This is a genomic window from Flavobacterium sp. RSP15 (assembly GCF_003968755.1).
GTDB lineage: Bacteria > Bacteroidota > Bacteroidia > Flavobacteriales > Flavobacteriaceae > Flavobacterium.
Genome location: NZ_RYDL01000003.1, coordinates 243,410 through 258,674, shown reverse-complemented (window position 1 = coordinate 258,674; position 15,265 = coordinate 243,410). Strand labels below are relative to the sequence as shown.

Here is a 15,265-nt window from a genome sequence, read left to right as displayed (position 1 = left end):
TGGTTTTTGCATTTATTTCTAAAAAAAAATCTCCAATTACATTTTCGTAAGTGGAGATTCATATCATTATTGGTGCTGTAAACGGCAATAGAACACTGTAAACTTAAACTAGCTCTTCTCTTCTTTGTTGAAATAAACGAGATAGTAGTACATTTGTTTTTCCTCGTCCCATCCTTTTTCAACATATTTTTCAGCGCTTTCAGGATTGATAAAGTCCATTTTAATTTGGATGTGTGTGTCTAAATTAATGATGTTTTTGATTGATTTTCTAGCATCAGAAACCGCTGCATTTGCAATAGGAAAAGAAGTAACATCTTCAATACTGTATTTTTCTCCTTTGTCCATTTTGTAGTTCTTGAATTCAGGAATAAGGTCTGGATTGTCTAAAACTTCGTTCAGGAAATTAGTTTCTTCAAACTGATCATTTTTGGCAAAATAGTTCACGGAACGGTTCATGAACATTACTTCTTCTTTCTTGTCCTCGGCAGGGAAAACAACATCCTTAGCAAAGTTCTGGCAAAATTTTAAATACTTTTTAGTGATAAAGTTTTCATCCTCAAAAGCATCTACGGATAAGAAATGTTCTAACCAGTATCTGGCATCATAGCGGTTGCTGTCAACAGTCAGGATTTTGTATCCTTCTTCTTTTTTATAATTAAAAATGATGCAGCCTTTGTCCAGTTTATTCAGACTCACACCTTGTTGTAAAATCATTTCTAAGTGTGTTGCTTTTTCTTCAAACTGCAAGAAATCCGCTTGTATTTCACTCTTGAAAATCCCTATCGCATCCACCACATTATTATCAATACTTACGTTAGATAAATATGTAACGTACACTTCGCCATTCTTGATATGCGGATGATTGGATTGCTCAAATAAGTGGGTTGTGATTTTTTTAGAAATCTCATGAACGCTACTTGGATTGTCAAAAACTTCTGTTGCAAACTTGAACATATCATTGTAATCCAAATCAATTTCATGGGCAAACTGAAAATAGTTTTCTTCTTTTTCTCTAAAGGGTTTAAAGAAAAATTCTTTCATCAAGGGAACAATTTCATCATTTAAATTAAAGGGCTGCTCTGATAAAAAAATGGCTTCGTTTCTGCTTTTATTACCCACTCTGTGAATGGATAAGTTCTCGATGTGTGTGTTATATAGGTTGATCATATTTTTTATAAGGTTCAAAGGAGCAAAGAGACAAAGATACTAAGGTTTTAAATTCGCTCTTTAATTTTTCGAGTGAATGAACTTAACATTCTTTCTATTTCTCTGCTTTCTCCGCATGTTTTGTTAAATTGAATTTCGTTGGTATGTTTTAAATTGAATGATATTTCAAGTTGTGTTTGCATTTTGAATAATGAAGCTATCGCAATATTCGAAAATTTTAAATAATCTTTGTTATCGTCTCTGCCATATCCTTCAGCAATATTACTTGGAATTGATATTGAACTTCTACTGATTTGCGAAGTCAAACCGTAAATTTATTCTTTTGGAAATGAATTTGTTAACTGGTGGAGATCCGTAACTAAAATCATAGATTTTTGCCAAATTAATAAGTCTCTAAATGTACTCATACCTCTTTATTTTAAAAGCCTTTGAATCTTTGTTACTTTGAATCTTTCTATCTGAAAATTAATTCCAATTTTCCTCAAATCCGTAGTCTTCAAAACTATCATCGCCTTCAAACATGTCCAGATCATCTTCGTCCAAGCCATCTTCAAATTCATCATTATAGTTATCGGCATTGTCAGATTCAAAGTTTTTCTCCATCGCTTCATCCGGCATTTCCCCATGAGAAAAAATAGTTTCCGGGTATAAATTACCCAGCACTTGGTCTTCTACAGCAGCAAGTTCTACAAGAAATGTCCACATATTGATAAAGTCATAGACATAAAGAATTTTGGTATTTTGTTTGTCTAAAATATCAGATAATTGATAGTCACTCATGATTTTTTGCTCACCGGGAACATCACCGGTATCAAAAAGTGAAATTTCCTCTTCTTGGTTCCAAGTCTCATCACAAGTATAAAAAGAAGCTACTTCCATCCCGTCAAAACCAAAAGAATTGAAAATAGCATTGTGTAAATCTTCTAAAGTATCTTCTTCAAGTATTGCAATGTCTCTAAAAACATCTTCTTCCGCGTCTAGAATCACTCTAAATTTATAAACCATAATCTTTATTTATATTAAAAGTCCAAAGGTAAAATATAATTTTAGATTTAGATTTCAGATTTCAGATTTGTTAATAAGATTTTTGCGTATGCACGAGAAAGAAATACATCAATGTCAAAGTCTTTTTGAAGAAAAGAAGGAAAGTAACTTTTGCTTTCAAATCACTTATTTGAATAAAAAGTTACAGTTTTTTTATTTTAAATACACGGGCTACTCTTTTTCGGTACTGGTGGTATTTTTTATGATTTGGGTATTGTCTTTTTGATGTCATGTTATTTACAATCAATGCAATAACAAGGAGTATGAGTGAGCCAGTTAGCACAGGATACAGCACATACCAGTATCCCAGTTCTTTAATTTTTGGGGAGCCAATTATGGCTATCAATGCTGTGGCACCTCCCGGCGGGTGAAGCGTCTTTGTCATTTGCATTAAAACTATAGACAAGGAAACTGCAAGCGGTGCGGATAACCATAGAATATCAGGGACAAATTTAGCAATTGTTACGCCTATAATTGCTGAAACCAGGTGGCCGCCAATAAGGTTTCTAGGCTGTGCTAATGGACTTTGAATCACACCATATACCAATACACTCGATGCGCCAAAGGATCCAATTAAATAAATAACATCAGATTCTGGTAAAGCTTTTGATTGCAAATAGGCTATTATTCCAATCCCAATAAAAGAACCCAAAAAAGCCCAGGAATGTTCTTTAAAATCAACCAAAGTCTCCTTGTAGAGGATGTATTTGGTTTTGCGATAACTCCTTTTTATTTTTTGAACGTGCATAGGAGATTATTTTATTAAACTTGGCGAATAGGAATAAACGGTAAAAGGGTAAATCATTTTTGCCGTATATTTTGATATTAAGCAAACCAACAAAATAGGAATAAACAAAGTGTAATCATTCGTTAGCCCACAAACTAAGAAAATAGCAGTAAAAGGGGCATGAATACTGGCGCTTAAAACGGCAGCCATCCCCATGATAATAAAGTTTATCGGAATTACATGAGCATTAAAATAAGTGTTTGAAACTAAAGCAAGAAGTAATCCTAAAAAAGCACCCATGAAAAGACTTGGTGCAAAAACACCTCCATCTCCTCCTGAAGCAAGTGTGGCTGATGTTACAATGGGTTTCAGGATGATGATGCCAATGATCGTTAGTGCCAGAGGGAAAGTCAATGACATTTCATTCGAACTAACAAATATAGTTTTAATAGCATGATAGCCTTCGCCATAAAGCTGTGGAAACAGGAATAAAGAGGAACTTAAAATCAGCGATCCTATTATAATTTTGAAATATGGAATTTTTATTCTCGTAAATTGGGCTTTGAAAAACAATACACTGCGCGTTAGATACACGGAATTCAATCCTGACAAAATGCCTAAAAGAATAAAGTAGGGAATGGCGTTGAGATGCCAAGTTGTAATATTTACTGCAAACAATGGTTTTTCGTCCAATAAAAATACCAGCCCAAAAGCAATGGCTACCGCAATCAAGTTACTGAGTAAGAATGCGCGAGTGACTTTTCTAGAAATAACTTCTATCGCAAAAAGAATTCCAGCGATCGGGCTGCTGAATATAGCGGTAATTCCAGCGGCAATTCCGGCACATATCAATTCAGTTTTGTATTGTCTAAACACATTTTGCTTTCTTTGCGCAACGGAGCCAATGGTTGCCGAAGCCACAACAGTTGAGACTTCTATCCCGGTGGAACCGCCAAAAACGACGGTTAATAATCCGTTAATGAAATGAGAAGGGATTTTATAACTGGGTAAATTTTTAGATTTAGAATTGGTGCTTTCAAAGATTTCTTTTATGCCTTTGTTTTCTTTTTTCTTAAATAAATATTCCCTAAGAAAATAAATAATTGACAATCCAAATATGGGGAAAATAACTAAGAATAGTGGATTGAGATCGGCTTGATGAAAAAATATTTCTTCATAATATTCTGTAACATTCTTTAAAATAACACCTAAAAAAGCAGAAAGAAAACCAATCAAAACGGAGACAATAACTAATTTTCGGAATTTAATAAAGTGATAATTTTTTTTTATTCTTGCAGTAGTGTTCATTTAAAAGGGGGATGGAATCTTTATTAGTGTAATAAAAAGAATTTAACTCAATGTTGCAAAGATAAAGAAACAAAACCAGATTAGAATTAAAAAAAGAAAGGCATGGTTTTCTTTTGCGATTCTGGTATTATTTTGTTCTTTTAAATTTAGGAAGCATCTTATTTTTCATAAAATTCTAAAGGTAATTCATCCGGATCGGCAATAAAGAAGAACTTTTTTTTGGTAAATTCATCGATACGTATTTCTTCGGAAGGGATGTTTTGATTCACAAAATACTCGCGTGTTTTCTGAATATCATCTACTTCAAAAGCTAAATGACGCATTCCTGCCGCTTCAGGAGCGGATGGACGTTTTGGCGGATTTGGAAAAGAAAATAATTCTATTACATATTCTCCGTTAAGTGCCAAATCAAGTTTATACGATCGTCTTTCCTCACGGTAAATTTCCTGAATAACGGTAAGTCCTAAAACAGTTGTATAGAACGTTTTTGATTTTTGATAATTGGCACAAATAATAGCAATATGGTGAATTTTGTTAAGTTGGATCATATTATTGTTGATTTAATTGCCGGATCACTTTTGCTGGATTTCCAACGGCTAACGAATTATCAGGAATGTCTTTAGTAACCACTGAACCTGCACCAATAACGCAGCCATTTCCAATAGTGATTCCAGGACAAATAACGGAATTTCCTCCAATCCAGCAATCATCACCAATGGTTATTGGTAAGGCATTTTCCAGCGTTTTTCTCAGTTCAGCATCCAGCGGATGTGTGGCGGTGTACAATTGAACTCCTGGTGCAAAAAACACATTGGAACCAATAGTGACCTTGGCACAGTCTAAAACAACACAGTTTACATTAAAATACACGTTTTCCCCACAACTGATATTGTAGCCGTAGTCGCAAAAGAATGGAGGTTCAATATATAGATTTGCTCCGGCATTGGGAATCAGTTCTTTTAGAATTTCCCGTGCTTTTTTAGTTATTCTGTATTCCACAACATTTAATCGGTGGAGCAAATTTTTAGATTTTCGCCTGTCTTTTACTAAAACAGGATCGCCTGCTAAATAATATTCTCCGGCAATCATTTTCTCTTTTTCGGTTTTTATTTCCATACTTAGTTTTTTTGTTTTTGGGCATGCCCTGCGCAAAAGCTCCGGTCGGGCTATTCGTTACAATCTTTCTTGTCTCGCTTTAACATCGAGCCAAGAAAGGATTTTCACTACTATCCCTCATGCTGATCCTGCTACTGTAGCGCAATAGTACGTTGTAAATATAATCTAAAATTAAAATTATTACAACTCATCCTCGTATTTCAACAGTTCAGTATTGTTTTGCCACCTTCTTTTCTAAAATACATTTGCTTTATAAAAAAATTAAATACGATGAAACTAACATGTATTAAACAGCCAAATCATTCCAAGGAAAGTCTTAATTCGATTTTTTTTATTTGTCTTTTTATTGTTTAGCTTGACTATTTTTTCACAAAATACAGTTTCCGGGAAAGTGGTAGATGAAAAAGGAAAACCCGTTTCCGGTGCTAATATTTTTATCGAAGGAACGTATGATGGTACTTCCAGTACTGAAATGGGGAAATTTTAGTTTTACGACTCAACAATTGGGAATCAAAGTTTGTAGATGATTTTTCTGATTTATCTAGTGCGTTTGCCGCAGCCGTAGCCAGTAGAATTAGATTTTGAACAAATCAAAAAAATGCTATCTAATCCATTTGAAAAAAAATACAAAAAAAGATTTTCTGTAAAAATAGGCCAACATTTAAAGGTGATTTCTGCCGATGAAATTGAGTGTTTTTTTAATGAAAATAAAGGAACGTATCTTCATACTTTTGACAACAGGAATTATTTAATAGAAACAACTTTAGAACTTTTGGAACAGGAATTAGATCCAAAGGATTTTTATCGGGTAAGCCGAAAATTAATAGTTCCTCTTAAAGCAATAAAAGAAATTGTAGTCTACAGCAACTCCCGATTAAAAGTTATTTTACCTTCTTACAAAGACGAAGAAGTAATTGTGAGTAGAGAAAAGGTTTCTGATTTCAAGAGTTGGATAGGCTGATAATGGTATTAAACAGATAAAGTATATAATTGGTATTAAATAACTCTTTTTTAGTTTATTATGTGTGTAGTATAGAATATGTCTATAATGCTTTTATACCTTTAAAAATGTTTTTCGGATACCAATTAAAACAAAAATGAGTGCCGTGTAAAGTATAAAAAACGGAATGATATATTCAATTAAATTCATAGGTAACATTACCGCAATTATCAATAGTTGGAAGCCCAAACCGTAGATAGAAAGTAGTGTCATAAACCAATTAGGGAACGTTTTTACTTTGTAAGCTTCTTTATCAAGTGTGTGAATGATCTTGTCGAATGTGCCATATACGAGGGTATAAACAAGGAACAGAATATCGACGGATTTTTGGGTTTCGCCAGGTAAAGCTCTGGGTGATTTGTACTCAAAAATTTTACTGGTAGTGTCTCCGCCAACGGATTTGTTTCTTAAAATCACATAGTAGTAATTGTATAAAGTGCCCTGTAATTGGATTCCAATAAAGGCTAAAATGGTCAGCCACAGCGTCGTTTTTGAAACATAACAAATCGTTATCAAAAAGAGAAAATTCAAAACGATATCGAACACACTGTCCAGGTATCTTCCGGTGTAAGAAGGCGTTTTTTTTAAGCGTGCTAATTCGCCATCGGCCGCATCGATTCCTGATTTCAGCAGGATGAAAAAACCAGCCAGAAAGTAGGATCCGTCAAGAATATAGTAAATGGCGATCAGGCCGGAAATGCCAAAAAGCATGGTGACGTGAATGGGAGTAAAACGCGTATTTTTTAATTGATTGGCTAGAAATTTCCCGAAGCTTCTTCCATAATCTGATAAATCTAAAAATTTATCTTGAGCGGCAAGTTTAGACATTTTTTTATTTCATAAACAAAAGTAAATGTGACAATATAGTCAGAGGTATTCATTTTATTGAATAACTGTTTTTGATTTAGACTCTAAAATAATATAAAATTGCACACCAAATAGTAGAGTCGCTATTACAATATGTATGGTTTGAGTTCCAAATGGGAAGTCAAAATAGTACATTAATATTCCTGAAATTATCTCTAAAGATAACAGAAAAATCACCCATTTTATCTTTGAAAAGCCTAACGCTAGTTTACTGTTTAACGTAAATAAATATAAATTAGTGACTAAGACTAGTATTGAAAAAGAACGATGAATATAAAAAACAATACTAGGATTTTCTAGCCACAATACCTCAGGCGCTCCAGTTTTAGCGATGATATCTACTTGTTCACGAACATCAGTACCTAAGACTATTTGGATGATTGTAAGAAGTAATGAAAGCATCAATATCCAATTAAATTTTGTGTTCAAAACGGTTGTCTTTCTATTTTTTTGTACGGCGTAAATAACTATTAATTGCATGGCGACGATCAATAAAGCGGCAAGCATGTGTACAGTAATTTTAAAAGGACTTAATACTGAATCTACGACGGTTTTGCCTAACCACGCTTGAAACGCCATTAAAATGCACACCAAGAAACTCAGTAAAATAATTTTTTTGTTTTCTTTCCAATAGCTGAATGATAGTATAAAAGTTACAATACAAGCAATCCCGGCCAGGGCACCAAATAAGCGATTGATGTATTCGATCCAAGTGTGTAAAGGATTGAAAATAGCGTAATCGTGTTTTGTATATTTTTCCCAGTTGGATGACTCAAAAGTTGCTTTTGATATAAAATCAGTTTTAGCGACTAGTAGTGATTCTTCTTTAATGATTACTTGACCTTTATCATATTCTTTTCCGGCGGTAAAAAGCAATTCTTTTTGCTCTGTTGGCGGAATGTAATATCCAAAGCATTTTGGCCAATCTGGGCATCCCATTCCTGAGCCTGTGAGTCGCACAAATGCACCCGCAAATATGACCAGATATACAAGTACTAAAGCTATTTTAGCTGAATTTAAAAAGTATTTTTGCACTGAAATAATATTTTTGTAAAATTATCTTTTTTTGGTCTAGAAATAAAATACACAAAAGTTAAACTTTGTTTAAACCCATTTTTGCACCTCTTTTCAAAACAAAATCATACGCTGCTTGATATTCATTAGGAATTTCTCCTTCGATAATCGCTTCTTTCACCGCTTCTTTCAAAACACCAATTTCACGTGATGGCTGCAAATTGAATAGTTCCATGATTTCCTCTCCTGAAATAGGCGGTTGGAAATTACGAACCTGATCTCGTTCTTCTACTTCTACAATTTTCTGGCGGACAATTTCAAAGTTATTGTGGTATTTCTTGAATTTATTTGGGTTTTTAGTAGTGATATCCGCTTCGCATAGCGTCATTAAATTCTCAACATCTTCGCCAGCGTCAAAAACCAAACGGCGCACGGCAGAATCCGTTACCGTATCCTGGGATAAAACAATCGGACGTGAACTCATCATGACCATTTTTTGCACAAATTTCATTTTTTGATTCAGCGGCATGTGCAAACGTTCAAATATCTTTTTGGCCATTTTGCCACCAAGAAATTCGTGTCCGTGAAAGGTCCAGCCTTGTTTTTTAGTAAAACGTTTCGTTGGTGCTTTGCCTATATCGTGTAACAACGCCGACCAGCGCAACCAAACGTCATCGGTATGTGGGCAAATATTATCAACAACTTCCAGCGTGTGATAAAAATTGTTTTTATGGGTGTGCCCCTCAATTTCTTCAACTTGGTTCAAAGCAGTCAATTCTGGAAGAATAATATCTAAAAGGCCTGTTTTGAACAAAAGTAAGAATCCGATAGACGGTTTGTCTGTCGAAAGTATTTTATTCAATTCATCTACAATGCGTTCTCCGGAAATAATTTTTATCCGTTCCGCATTTTTGGTTATCGAATTCAGCGAATCTTCTTCGATTTCAAATCCCAATTGGTTTGCAAAACGAATTCCTCTCAACATGCGTAATGGATCATCAGAGAAAGTAATATCTGGATCCAAAGGGGTTCTGATTATTTTGCGTTCTAAATCGGCTAATCCATTGAACGGATCAGAGAGTTCTCCAAAATTAGTGGTGTTCAAAGATAAAGCCAGTGCATTTATGGTGAAATCACGACGATTTTGGTCGTCTTCTAAAGTGCCGTTTTCTACAACTGGATTCCTGCTTTCAAAATGATAGGATTCTTTTCTGGCTCCAACAAATTCAATTTCGGTGTCTTCAAAACGCAGCATCGCTGTTCCGTAAGTTTTGAAAACCTGAACTTTTGGTTTGTTAGGAAGCAGTTGTGACACTTTTAAAGCCAATTCAATTCCGCTGCCCACGGCAACAATATCAATGTCTTTTTTAAAGTCTCTCTTCAAAAGTAAATCTCTTACGAAACCACCAATCACATAACTGTCAACGCTAAGTTCTTGAGAAGCTTGAGAGATGACTTCGAAAATTTTATTTTGTAATGCTGTTTTGTAGTTCATTTTTTATTACCGCGAATTCGCTAATTATTTTTTGGTATCAACGATACGTTTGTATTCTAAAAAGGTTAAGTTAAAATTAACCAATATTGCAAGTTTGTTTCCAGAAATTTTTAAATAATTTAAACACTGATTGTAATGACTATTGTTAAAACATTCGACAGTTTTTATTTCAAGAATTATTTTGTCTTGGATAATAAAATCGGCATAAAATTTATGTTTTAAAATTGAATTTTTATAATTAACTGAATATTCTTTTTCCCTCTCATAGTGAATATTCTTTTCGTTAAATTCAAATTCTAAGGCATCTTTATAAACTATTTCAGAGAAACCTTTACCAAGATTTTTGTGTACTTCATACAAGAGTCCAACAATTTTATAACATTCATCTTTATAAATTAAATCATCCATTTTTAAAATTGAATTAGCGAATTAGCGGTAAAAAAACAATTATTTCCGTATCACTTTTACCTGAGAATCACTTGTCAATTTTATGATTGTAGATGGTTTTCCGGCAATTTTTTCGCGATGCAAATTTACAACATAGTCCACGCCTTTTATAATTTCAGGACTGATTTCTTTGAAACTTTTTGGAGTAGGTTGTCCGGAGATATTTGCTGATGTGGAAACCAACGGTTTTTTCATTTTTTCCATCAATTTAAAACAAAAAGGTTCCTTTACAAGTCTAATTCCTAGTGAGTTGTCAGCTGCAATTAAATTGGGTGCTACGTTTCGTGGTTTGTCCAGAATTAAAGTGGTTGGGTTTTGATTTGCCTGTTCGCTATCGGTCAGGTCAGAGAAGTCCATAATTTGCCAGGCTACTTCCGGAATGTCTTTGAATACATTGTAAATCATTTTATCGCCATTCATCAAAACAATCATGCTTTGGGTTTCGGCTCTTTTCTTAAGTTTGTAAATTTTAGCAACAGCCTCTGGATTTGTGGCGTCACAACCAATTCCCCATACGGTATCAGTGGGGTAGAGGATGATTCCGCCTTCTTTTATGACTTCGTAAGCTTTTTGGATTTCTTCGTTGAGATTCATATGTATTATTTCTAGATAGATTCTGCCACAAAAATAATCTTTCTAATTGGTATAAATCTTAAATTTAATTCAGAATAGTGTAGTTTTTATTAATTATAAGATTATTTTTGTTTTCCTATTATAACAATTACATAACGAAATTGTATGTCAATTGATTCGCTTTTGAATATTAATTCATTCTTTTTTAAATGGTTCTGACAGTTTTAAAATATTTATATATTCGAATTTGTTTTTATTTCTACAAATTTTCAGGTTTGGATTACAAGGATTTGACATTAACCGAGTCTTATAAAATCCCAATTATTATTACAAGTTTTAATCAATTGGAGTATTTAAAAAAACTTATTGATTTTTTATTATCAAGAGGTTTTTCAAACCTTGTAATTATTGACAATAATTCTACCTATGAGCCATTATTGCGTTATTTTGATAAAATCGAAAAGAAAGTAACAATTCATCGATTAAAAAAAAATTATGGACATTTAGTTTTTTGGAAAAAGTATGATTTATTCATAAAATATGGTAATGGATATTATGTTGTTACTGATCCTGATATTGTGCCTTTAGCAGATTGTCCTGCGGATTTTTTGATAAAATTCCAATCGGCTTTAATTGAAAACAAGAAACGAATGAAAGTAGGTTTTGGATTAAAAATAGATGACATTCCATTAAGTAATCCTAATAGAGAAAAAGTTATTAATTGGGAATCTAAATTTTGGAAAAAAAAGATTTCCGAAGGAGTTTTTGATGCAGATATTGATACTACTTTTGCTTTATACAAACCTTTTTACCACAGGAAAAACAAGAAATTCAAAACAGCCTTGCGTACGGATTACCCATACGTTGCTTTGCATGGCGGTTGGTATATTGACATGGATAATCTTTCTGAAGAACAACTTTTTTATTTTAAAACAGCCAATGATTCAAGCTCTTGGAAGATAGATGAAACTGGAAAAATTGCCAATGCGGATTACGAAAAAAAGTATTAATAGATACAAATCAGTTTTATATTTTTTGACCTAAAAGTAACATAATAAAATGAAAAATTCAGTAAAAGTTGTCATCCCCATATACAAATCCTATTTTGGGGAACTTGAAGAGAAATCGTTTTTGCGATGTTTGAAAGTGCTTGTTAAATATGAAATTATTCTAGTTCAGCCAGAAGGTTTAGATAATTCGTATATTACAGCTAAGTATGATGCGATTTCTGTTGAGAATTTTCCAAAAAAGTATTTCCAAAATATTGAAGGATATAATGAATTACTATTGTCTTCTTCCTTTTATGAACGTTTTTTAGATTCTGAATATATTTTAATTTATCAATTGGATGCTTTTGTTTTTAAAGATGAATTAGCGTTTTGGTGTAATCAAGGTTATGATTACATAGGGGCGCCTTGGATTGCTAGTTTAAAGAAATCTATTTGGGCAAAATTTTTTAATTTGATTGCCAGAAAATTTAGATCTAAAAAGAAAAATGACAGAGAGCAAACTTTTTTTAAAGTAGGAAATGGGGGCTTTTCATTGCGTAAAACAGCTTCTCATTATGCCGTTGTGAAGCAAAACGAGCCATTTATTCTTGATTTTTTGCGTGCTGAAGAAAAAGAAATCTATGCTATTGAAGATGTTTTTTGGTCGCTGAAGGCAGCTGAATTCAATCCTGATTTTAGAATACCAGATTATATAGAAGCGTTGCGTTTTGCAATAGATCGAAAACCTAAAATTGCATTGATGCTAAATAACAATGAACTACCATTTGGATGTCACGGAATTAATAAACCGAAAGTGATGGAGTTTTGGGAACCAATATTAAATCAACATTAAGATAATTGTACAAAAAGAACAAAAATGACTATAAAATTTATGTTTTCTAAATCTGTTGGTAATTCCAATGAAGTCCTCCGTTTCATAAAAGAATTTAATTCTGATTTAGGAATTCTTTTTGGAGACGGTCAAAGAAACAAAATAAAACTTTTTGAATTAGAAAGGAAAATGATTAATATCAAATCCTTCAAAATTCCAAATATGATCAATAAAATAGCCTATAAATATTTTAGAAAATCTAAAGCCAGACGTTCTTTCGAATATGCAACTATTTTATTAGAAAAGGGAATTGGTACGCCACAACCTATAGCTTATTTCGAGAATTTTGATTTTTGGGGACTGAATGAAAGTTATTATGTAAGTGAACATCTTGAGAGCGACTTGACATTTAGAGAACTCGTTGAAATTCCAGATTATCCGGATCATGACGCTATTTTGAGACAGTTTACTAAATTTTCTTTCGATTTGCATGAAAAAGGAATTGAATTTTTAGACCACTCTCCCGGAAATACGTTGATCAAAAAGGTAGCGGACGCTCAGTTTAGTTTTTATTTAGTCGACTTGAACCGAATGACTTTTCATGATGAAATGGATTTTGATGCAAGAATGAAAAACTTAAGCAGGCTTACGCCAAAAAAGGAAATGATTGCGGTCATGAGCGATGAATATGCAAAGTATTATAGGGAGTCAAGCACTTCAATTTTTGATAAAATGTGGCAGGCAACAGGTGAATTTCAGGAGAAATTCGCAAAAAAGAAACGATTAAAAAAGAAATTAAAATTCTGGGAATCTTAATAGGAATTACGTTTTTTTAACTCCTGAAAACGCACATAGACACTAAGTGCATTTAAATAGCAAATTGTTATTCCTTTCTGGCCATCTAAAATCCCCAGCCTGATAATGTACTGGTACAGGAATTGATACAGAGGGCGAATGTAAAAGTGAAATAATGTTGGTTTGGTGCCTTTATTAAATTCTTCTTGGGCTTTTAATTGGCCATAATGAATCATTTTTTGTTTGTAACTGGAATAGTCTTTATAAGAGAAATGAATGAGTTTGTTTTTTAATTTGCCAATATTTCCGTGTACAATTAGTTTTTCATGAACAATTTTATGAGAGGCATAATGGGCTTTATCTTTTTGAAAAAGTCGGAATATCTTATCGGTTTGCCAACCACTAAAGCGTAGTTTTTTGTTTTGGAACATAAAGGTTCTGTCGAAAAAATAGGCTGATTGACTTTCTTTTTTAGAAACTGTTTCAATGATTTCATCTTTAAGTGCTTCACTAATTCTTTCGTCAGCATCAAGGAAAAGAATCCAATTATTTTGGGCTAAACGTATTGCGAAGTTGCGCTGTGCAGCATAATTTTCGAATGCATGTTGAACTACTTTTACATTTTTATAGGAGCTAGCTATGGCTGTTGTTTGGTCTGTACTAAAAGAATCAATTACCAGAATCTCCTCTGCAAAATCTAAATCGTTAATTACAGATTTAATATTTTCTGCTTCATTATAGGTTATGATTAAGGCACTTATCGGCGCTTTTTTTTGATGCACCGTTATATTTGGTTTAAGGATAGTGTTTAGATTTTGGTTTATAAACGACTCAATTTTATCGCCAAATAAATCAGGTGTAAATTCTTGGTACAAAGAAAGCGCTTCTTTCTTGAGTTCTTTTTCAGTTTTCGAATGCAATAATTGAGGTTTGAAATCATTTAGATGAACTGACATGTGTTGTTTTCCATCTTCAAAAGTAGCCCATATTTTTTTTTCTATCCAAGGCGAAAAAATAATAAAGGAGGGTTTGTGTAACGCTTTGGCCATATTTATTGCACCACCATCGTTTCCAATAATCAAATCACAATGGTTCATAATAGCAATAAAGCCTCTTAAATCATTGGCCAATAGGTCAAAATAAATATTTTCTTTAGTGGAGGGTTTACAGGCATCAAAAATTATTGTAGCATCATCAATTTGCTTTGGAAAATAATTAAAAAGGATATTTACATCCTGATTTTCAACAATCGCATCTACTACTTTTGCCATATATTCTAATGGATATGTTTTTAGTTTTTCGCTTCCCAAAAGACTAATCATAACCGTTTTTCTGTCTTTTCTAACATGATGGTTTTCAAAAAGGGTTATTGCTACTTGCTTTTCTTTTGCCGTAACAAATAATTTCGGAAACGGATCAATTTCAATGGGTAAATGCAAAGGTTTTAATAAGGATAAGCGCCTTTCGATGGCTAAACCCAAACTTGTTTTTGGAAATGATTCAAATGGGACAGTGGTTGTGTACAAAAAGTTTCGACCTTTTTTTCGGTAGGAAATTTTCCTTTTGGCTCCGCTCAATAATACAATGAGCCAACTCTCCAGTTTAGAGTAGGCATCAATAAGTAAATCATATTCATTTTCCCTAATTTGAAGGGCTAATTTGAAGAATTCCTTTTTGTTTTTACGATGTTTTTCTTTAAATAAAATAACAGTGTCAAGATTTGGGTTTCCTTGTAATACAGGTGTAGTTGATTCATAAACCAAATAATCGATTTGGGCTTCCGGATAGGCTACACGAAGATTGTTGCAGATTATACTACTAATCAAAACATCGCCAATCATTTTTTGTTGTATTACTAGTATCTTCATAACATAAAAAAACCTCCCGTTGA

General features: G+C 33.1%; 17 protein-coding genes and 1 pseudogene. 5 read left to right on the top strand and 13 right to left on the bottom strand.

The annotated features are described in order from the left end of the window. Window positions 1–108: 108 nt before the first annotated feature. The 7 genes from EKM00_RS05640 to EKM00_RS05610 form a co-directional block, all read right to left on the bottom strand. Window positions 109–1,167 carry a nucleoid-associated protein gene (locus EKM00_RS05640; protein ID WP_126460403.1) on the bottom strand — a complete coding sequence of 353 codons (1,059 nt, stop codon included), beginning with the start codon at window positions 1,165–1,167 and terminating at the stop codon, window positions 109–111. Window positions 1,168–1,214: 47 nt separating this feature from the next. Further along, window positions 1,215–1,472 carry a four helix bundle protein gene (locus tag EKM00_RS05635; protein WP_370453922.1) on the bottom strand — a complete coding sequence of 86 codons (258 nt, stop codon included), beginning with the start codon at window positions 1,470–1,472 and terminating at the stop codon, window positions 1,215–1,217. A 160-nt stretch (window positions 1,473–1,632) separates the two neighbouring features. Next, on the bottom strand, window positions 1,633–2,172 hold the full coding sequence (locus EKM00_RS05630) for an IS1096 element passenger TnpR family protein (RefSeq protein WP_126455183.1): 540 nt from the start codon (window positions 2,170–2,172) through the stop codon (window positions 1,633–1,635). Window positions 2,173–2,353: 181 nt separating this feature from the next. Continuing rightward, window positions 2,354–2,959 carry an HPP family protein gene (locus EKM00_RS05625; RefSeq protein WP_126460409.1) on the bottom strand — a complete coding sequence of 202 codons (606 nt, stop codon included), beginning with the start codon at window positions 2,957–2,959 and terminating at the stop codon, window positions 2,354–2,356. Window positions 2,960–2,965: 6 nt separating this feature from the next. Beyond that, on the bottom strand, window positions 2,966–4,246 hold the full coding sequence (locus EKM00_RS05620) for a chloride channel protein (RefSeq protein WP_126455188.1): 1,281 nt from the start codon (window positions 4,244–4,246) through the stop codon (window positions 2,966–2,968). A 158-nt stretch (window positions 4,247–4,404) separates the two neighbouring features. Further along, entirely contained in the window at window positions 4,405–4,794 is a 390-nt protein-coding gene (gene gloA2, locus EKM00_RS05615) for an SMU1112c/YaeR family gloxylase I-like metalloprotein (protein ID WP_126515532.1), read from the bottom strand. A gap of 1 nt (window position 4,795) precedes the next feature. After that, on the bottom strand, window positions 4,796–5,356 hold the full coding sequence (locus EKM00_RS05610) for a sugar O-acetyltransferase (protein ID WP_126455241.1): 561 nt from the start codon (window positions 5,354–5,356) through the stop codon (window positions 4,796–4,798). Window positions 5,357–5,717: 361 nt separating this feature from the next. Between EKM00_RS05610 and EKM00_RS14900 the strand changes: the two genes are divergently transcribed. Further along, window positions 5,718–5,849, top strand: coding sequence for a carboxypeptidase-like regulatory domain-containing protein (locus tag EKM00_RS14900; protein WP_233592239.1), 132 nt, complete (start codon window positions 5,718–5,720; stop codon window positions 5,847–5,849). 81 nt (window positions 5,850–5,930) lie between these two features. After that, window positions 5,931–6,323: pseudogene (locus EKM00_RS05605) on the top strand (LytR/AlgR family response regulator transcription factor); the annotation flags it as partial. A 93-nt stretch (window positions 6,324–6,416) separates the two neighbouring features. Here the strand turns inward: EKM00_RS05605 and EKM00_RS05600 are convergent. Genes EKM00_RS05600 through EKM00_RS05580 form a run of 5 tightly spaced genes read right to left on the bottom strand, consistent with a single transcriptional unit; the run spans window position 6,417 to window position 10,779 of the window. Beyond that, window positions 6,417–7,190 (bottom strand): CDP-alcohol phosphatidyltransferase family protein, encoded by a 774-nt coding sequence (locus EKM00_RS05600; RefSeq protein ID WP_126455192.1) that lies wholly within the window; start codon window positions 7,188–7,190, stop codon window positions 6,417–6,419. A 54-nt stretch (window positions 7,191–7,244) separates the two neighbouring features. Next, on the bottom strand, window positions 7,245–8,264 hold the full coding sequence (locus EKM00_RS05595; protein ID WP_126515531.1) for a COX15/CtaA family protein: 1,020 nt from the start codon (window positions 8,262–8,264) through the stop codon (window positions 7,245–7,247). Between the two features lie 58 nt (window positions 8,265–8,322). Next, window positions 8,323–9,738: a CCA tRNA nucleotidyltransferase gene (locus EKM00_RS05590; RefSeq protein ID WP_126515530.1), complete on the bottom strand. Its 1,416-nt coding sequence runs from the start codon at window positions 9,736–9,738 to the stop codon at window positions 8,323–8,325. A 24-nt stretch (window positions 9,739–9,762) separates the two neighbouring features. Then, complete coding sequence (locus tag EKM00_RS05585; protein ID WP_126515529.1) at window positions 9,763–10,146, bottom strand: GxxExxY protein; 384 nt, start codon at window positions 10,144–10,146, stop codon at window positions 9,763–9,765. 39 nt (window positions 10,147–10,185) lie between these two features. Further along, on the bottom strand, window positions 10,186–10,779 hold the full coding sequence (locus EKM00_RS05580) for an L-threonylcarbamoyladenylate synthase (RefSeq protein ID WP_126515528.1): 594 nt from the start codon (window positions 10,777–10,779) through the stop codon (window positions 10,186–10,188). A gap of 254 nt (window positions 10,780–11,033) precedes the next feature. Here EKM00_RS05580 and EKM00_RS05575 point away from each other — a divergent pair, with 254 nt between their 5' ends. Genes EKM00_RS05575 through EKM00_RS05565 form a run of 3 tightly spaced genes read left to right on the top strand, consistent with a single transcriptional unit; the run spans window position 11,034 to window position 13,395 of the window. After that, window positions 11,034–11,768 carry a glycosyltransferase gene (locus EKM00_RS05575; RefSeq protein WP_158614745.1) on the top strand — a complete coding sequence of 245 codons (735 nt, stop codon included), beginning with the start codon at window positions 11,034–11,036 and terminating at the stop codon, window positions 11,766–11,768. A gap of 49 nt (window positions 11,769–11,817) precedes the next feature. Continuing rightward, complete coding sequence (locus EKM00_RS05570) at window positions 11,818–12,600, top strand: DUF5672 family protein (RefSeq protein ID WP_126455204.1); 783 nt, start codon at window positions 11,818–11,820, stop codon at window positions 12,598–12,600. A 24-nt stretch (window positions 12,601–12,624) separates the two neighbouring features. After that, window positions 12,625–13,395 (top strand): lipopolysaccharide kinase InaA family protein, encoded by a 771-nt coding sequence (locus EKM00_RS05565; protein WP_233592238.1) that lies wholly within the window; start codon window positions 12,625–12,627, stop codon window positions 13,393–13,395. On the opposite strand, the gene EKM00_RS15145 is transcribed toward EKM00_RS05565, so the two are convergent. Then, the gene (locus EKM00_RS15145; RefSeq protein ID WP_370453921.1) at window positions 13,392–15,242 is read right to left on the bottom strand and encodes a glycosyltransferase; all 1,851 of its coding nucleotides are present in this window, start codon (window positions 15,240–15,242) and stop codon (window positions 13,392–13,394) included. The two genes, EKM00_RS05565 and EKM00_RS15145, sit on opposite strands and share 4 nt — an antisense overlap. Between the last annotated feature and the right edge of the window lie 23 nt (window positions 15,243–15,265).

Coding starts and splice junctions, on each gene's coding strand:
- EKM00_RS05625 (WP_126460409.1), bottom strand. CDS start 2,959: ATGCACGTTCAAAAAATAAAAAGGAGTTATCGCAAAACCAAATACATC.
- EKM00_RS15145 (WP_370453921.1), bottom strand. CDS start 15,242: ATGAAGATACTAGTAATACAACAAAAAATGATTGGCGATGTTTTGATT.
- EKM00_RS05580 (WP_126515528.1), bottom strand. CDS start 10,779: ATGAATCTCAACGAAGAAATCCAAAAAGCTTACGAAGTCATAAAAGAA.
- EKM00_RS05620 (WP_126455188.1), bottom strand. CDS start 4,246: ATGAACACTACTGCAAGAATAAAAAAAAATTATCACTTTATTAAATTC.
- EKM00_RS05585 (WP_126515529.1), bottom strand. CDS start 10,146: ATGGATGATTTAATTTATAAAGATGAATGTTATAAAATTGTTGGACTC.
- EKM00_RS05565 (WP_233592238.1), top strand. CDS start 12,625: ATGACTATAAAATTTATGTTTTCTAAATCTGTTGGTAATTCCAATGAA.
- EKM00_RS05640 (WP_126460403.1), bottom strand. CDS start 1,167: ATGATCAACCTATATAACACACACATCGAGAACTTATCCATTCACAGA.
- EKM00_RS05630 (WP_126455183.1), bottom strand. CDS start 2,172: ATGGTTTATAAATTTAGAGTGATTCTAGACGCGGAAGAAGATGTTTTT.
- EKM00_RS05570 (WP_126455204.1), top strand. CDS start 11,818: ATGAAAAATTCAGTAAAAGTTGTCATCCCCATATACAAATCCTATTTT.
- EKM00_RS05590 (WP_126515530.1), bottom strand. CDS start 9,738: ATGAACTACAAAACAGCATTACAAAATAAAATTTTCGAAGTCATCTCT.
- EKM00_RS05600 (WP_126455192.1), bottom strand. CDS start 7,190: ATGTCTAAACTTGCCGCTCAAGATAAATTTTTAGATTTATCAGATTAT.
- gloA2 (WP_126515532.1), bottom strand. CDS start 4,794: ATGATCCAACTTAACAAAATTCACCATATTGCTATTATTTGTGCCAAT.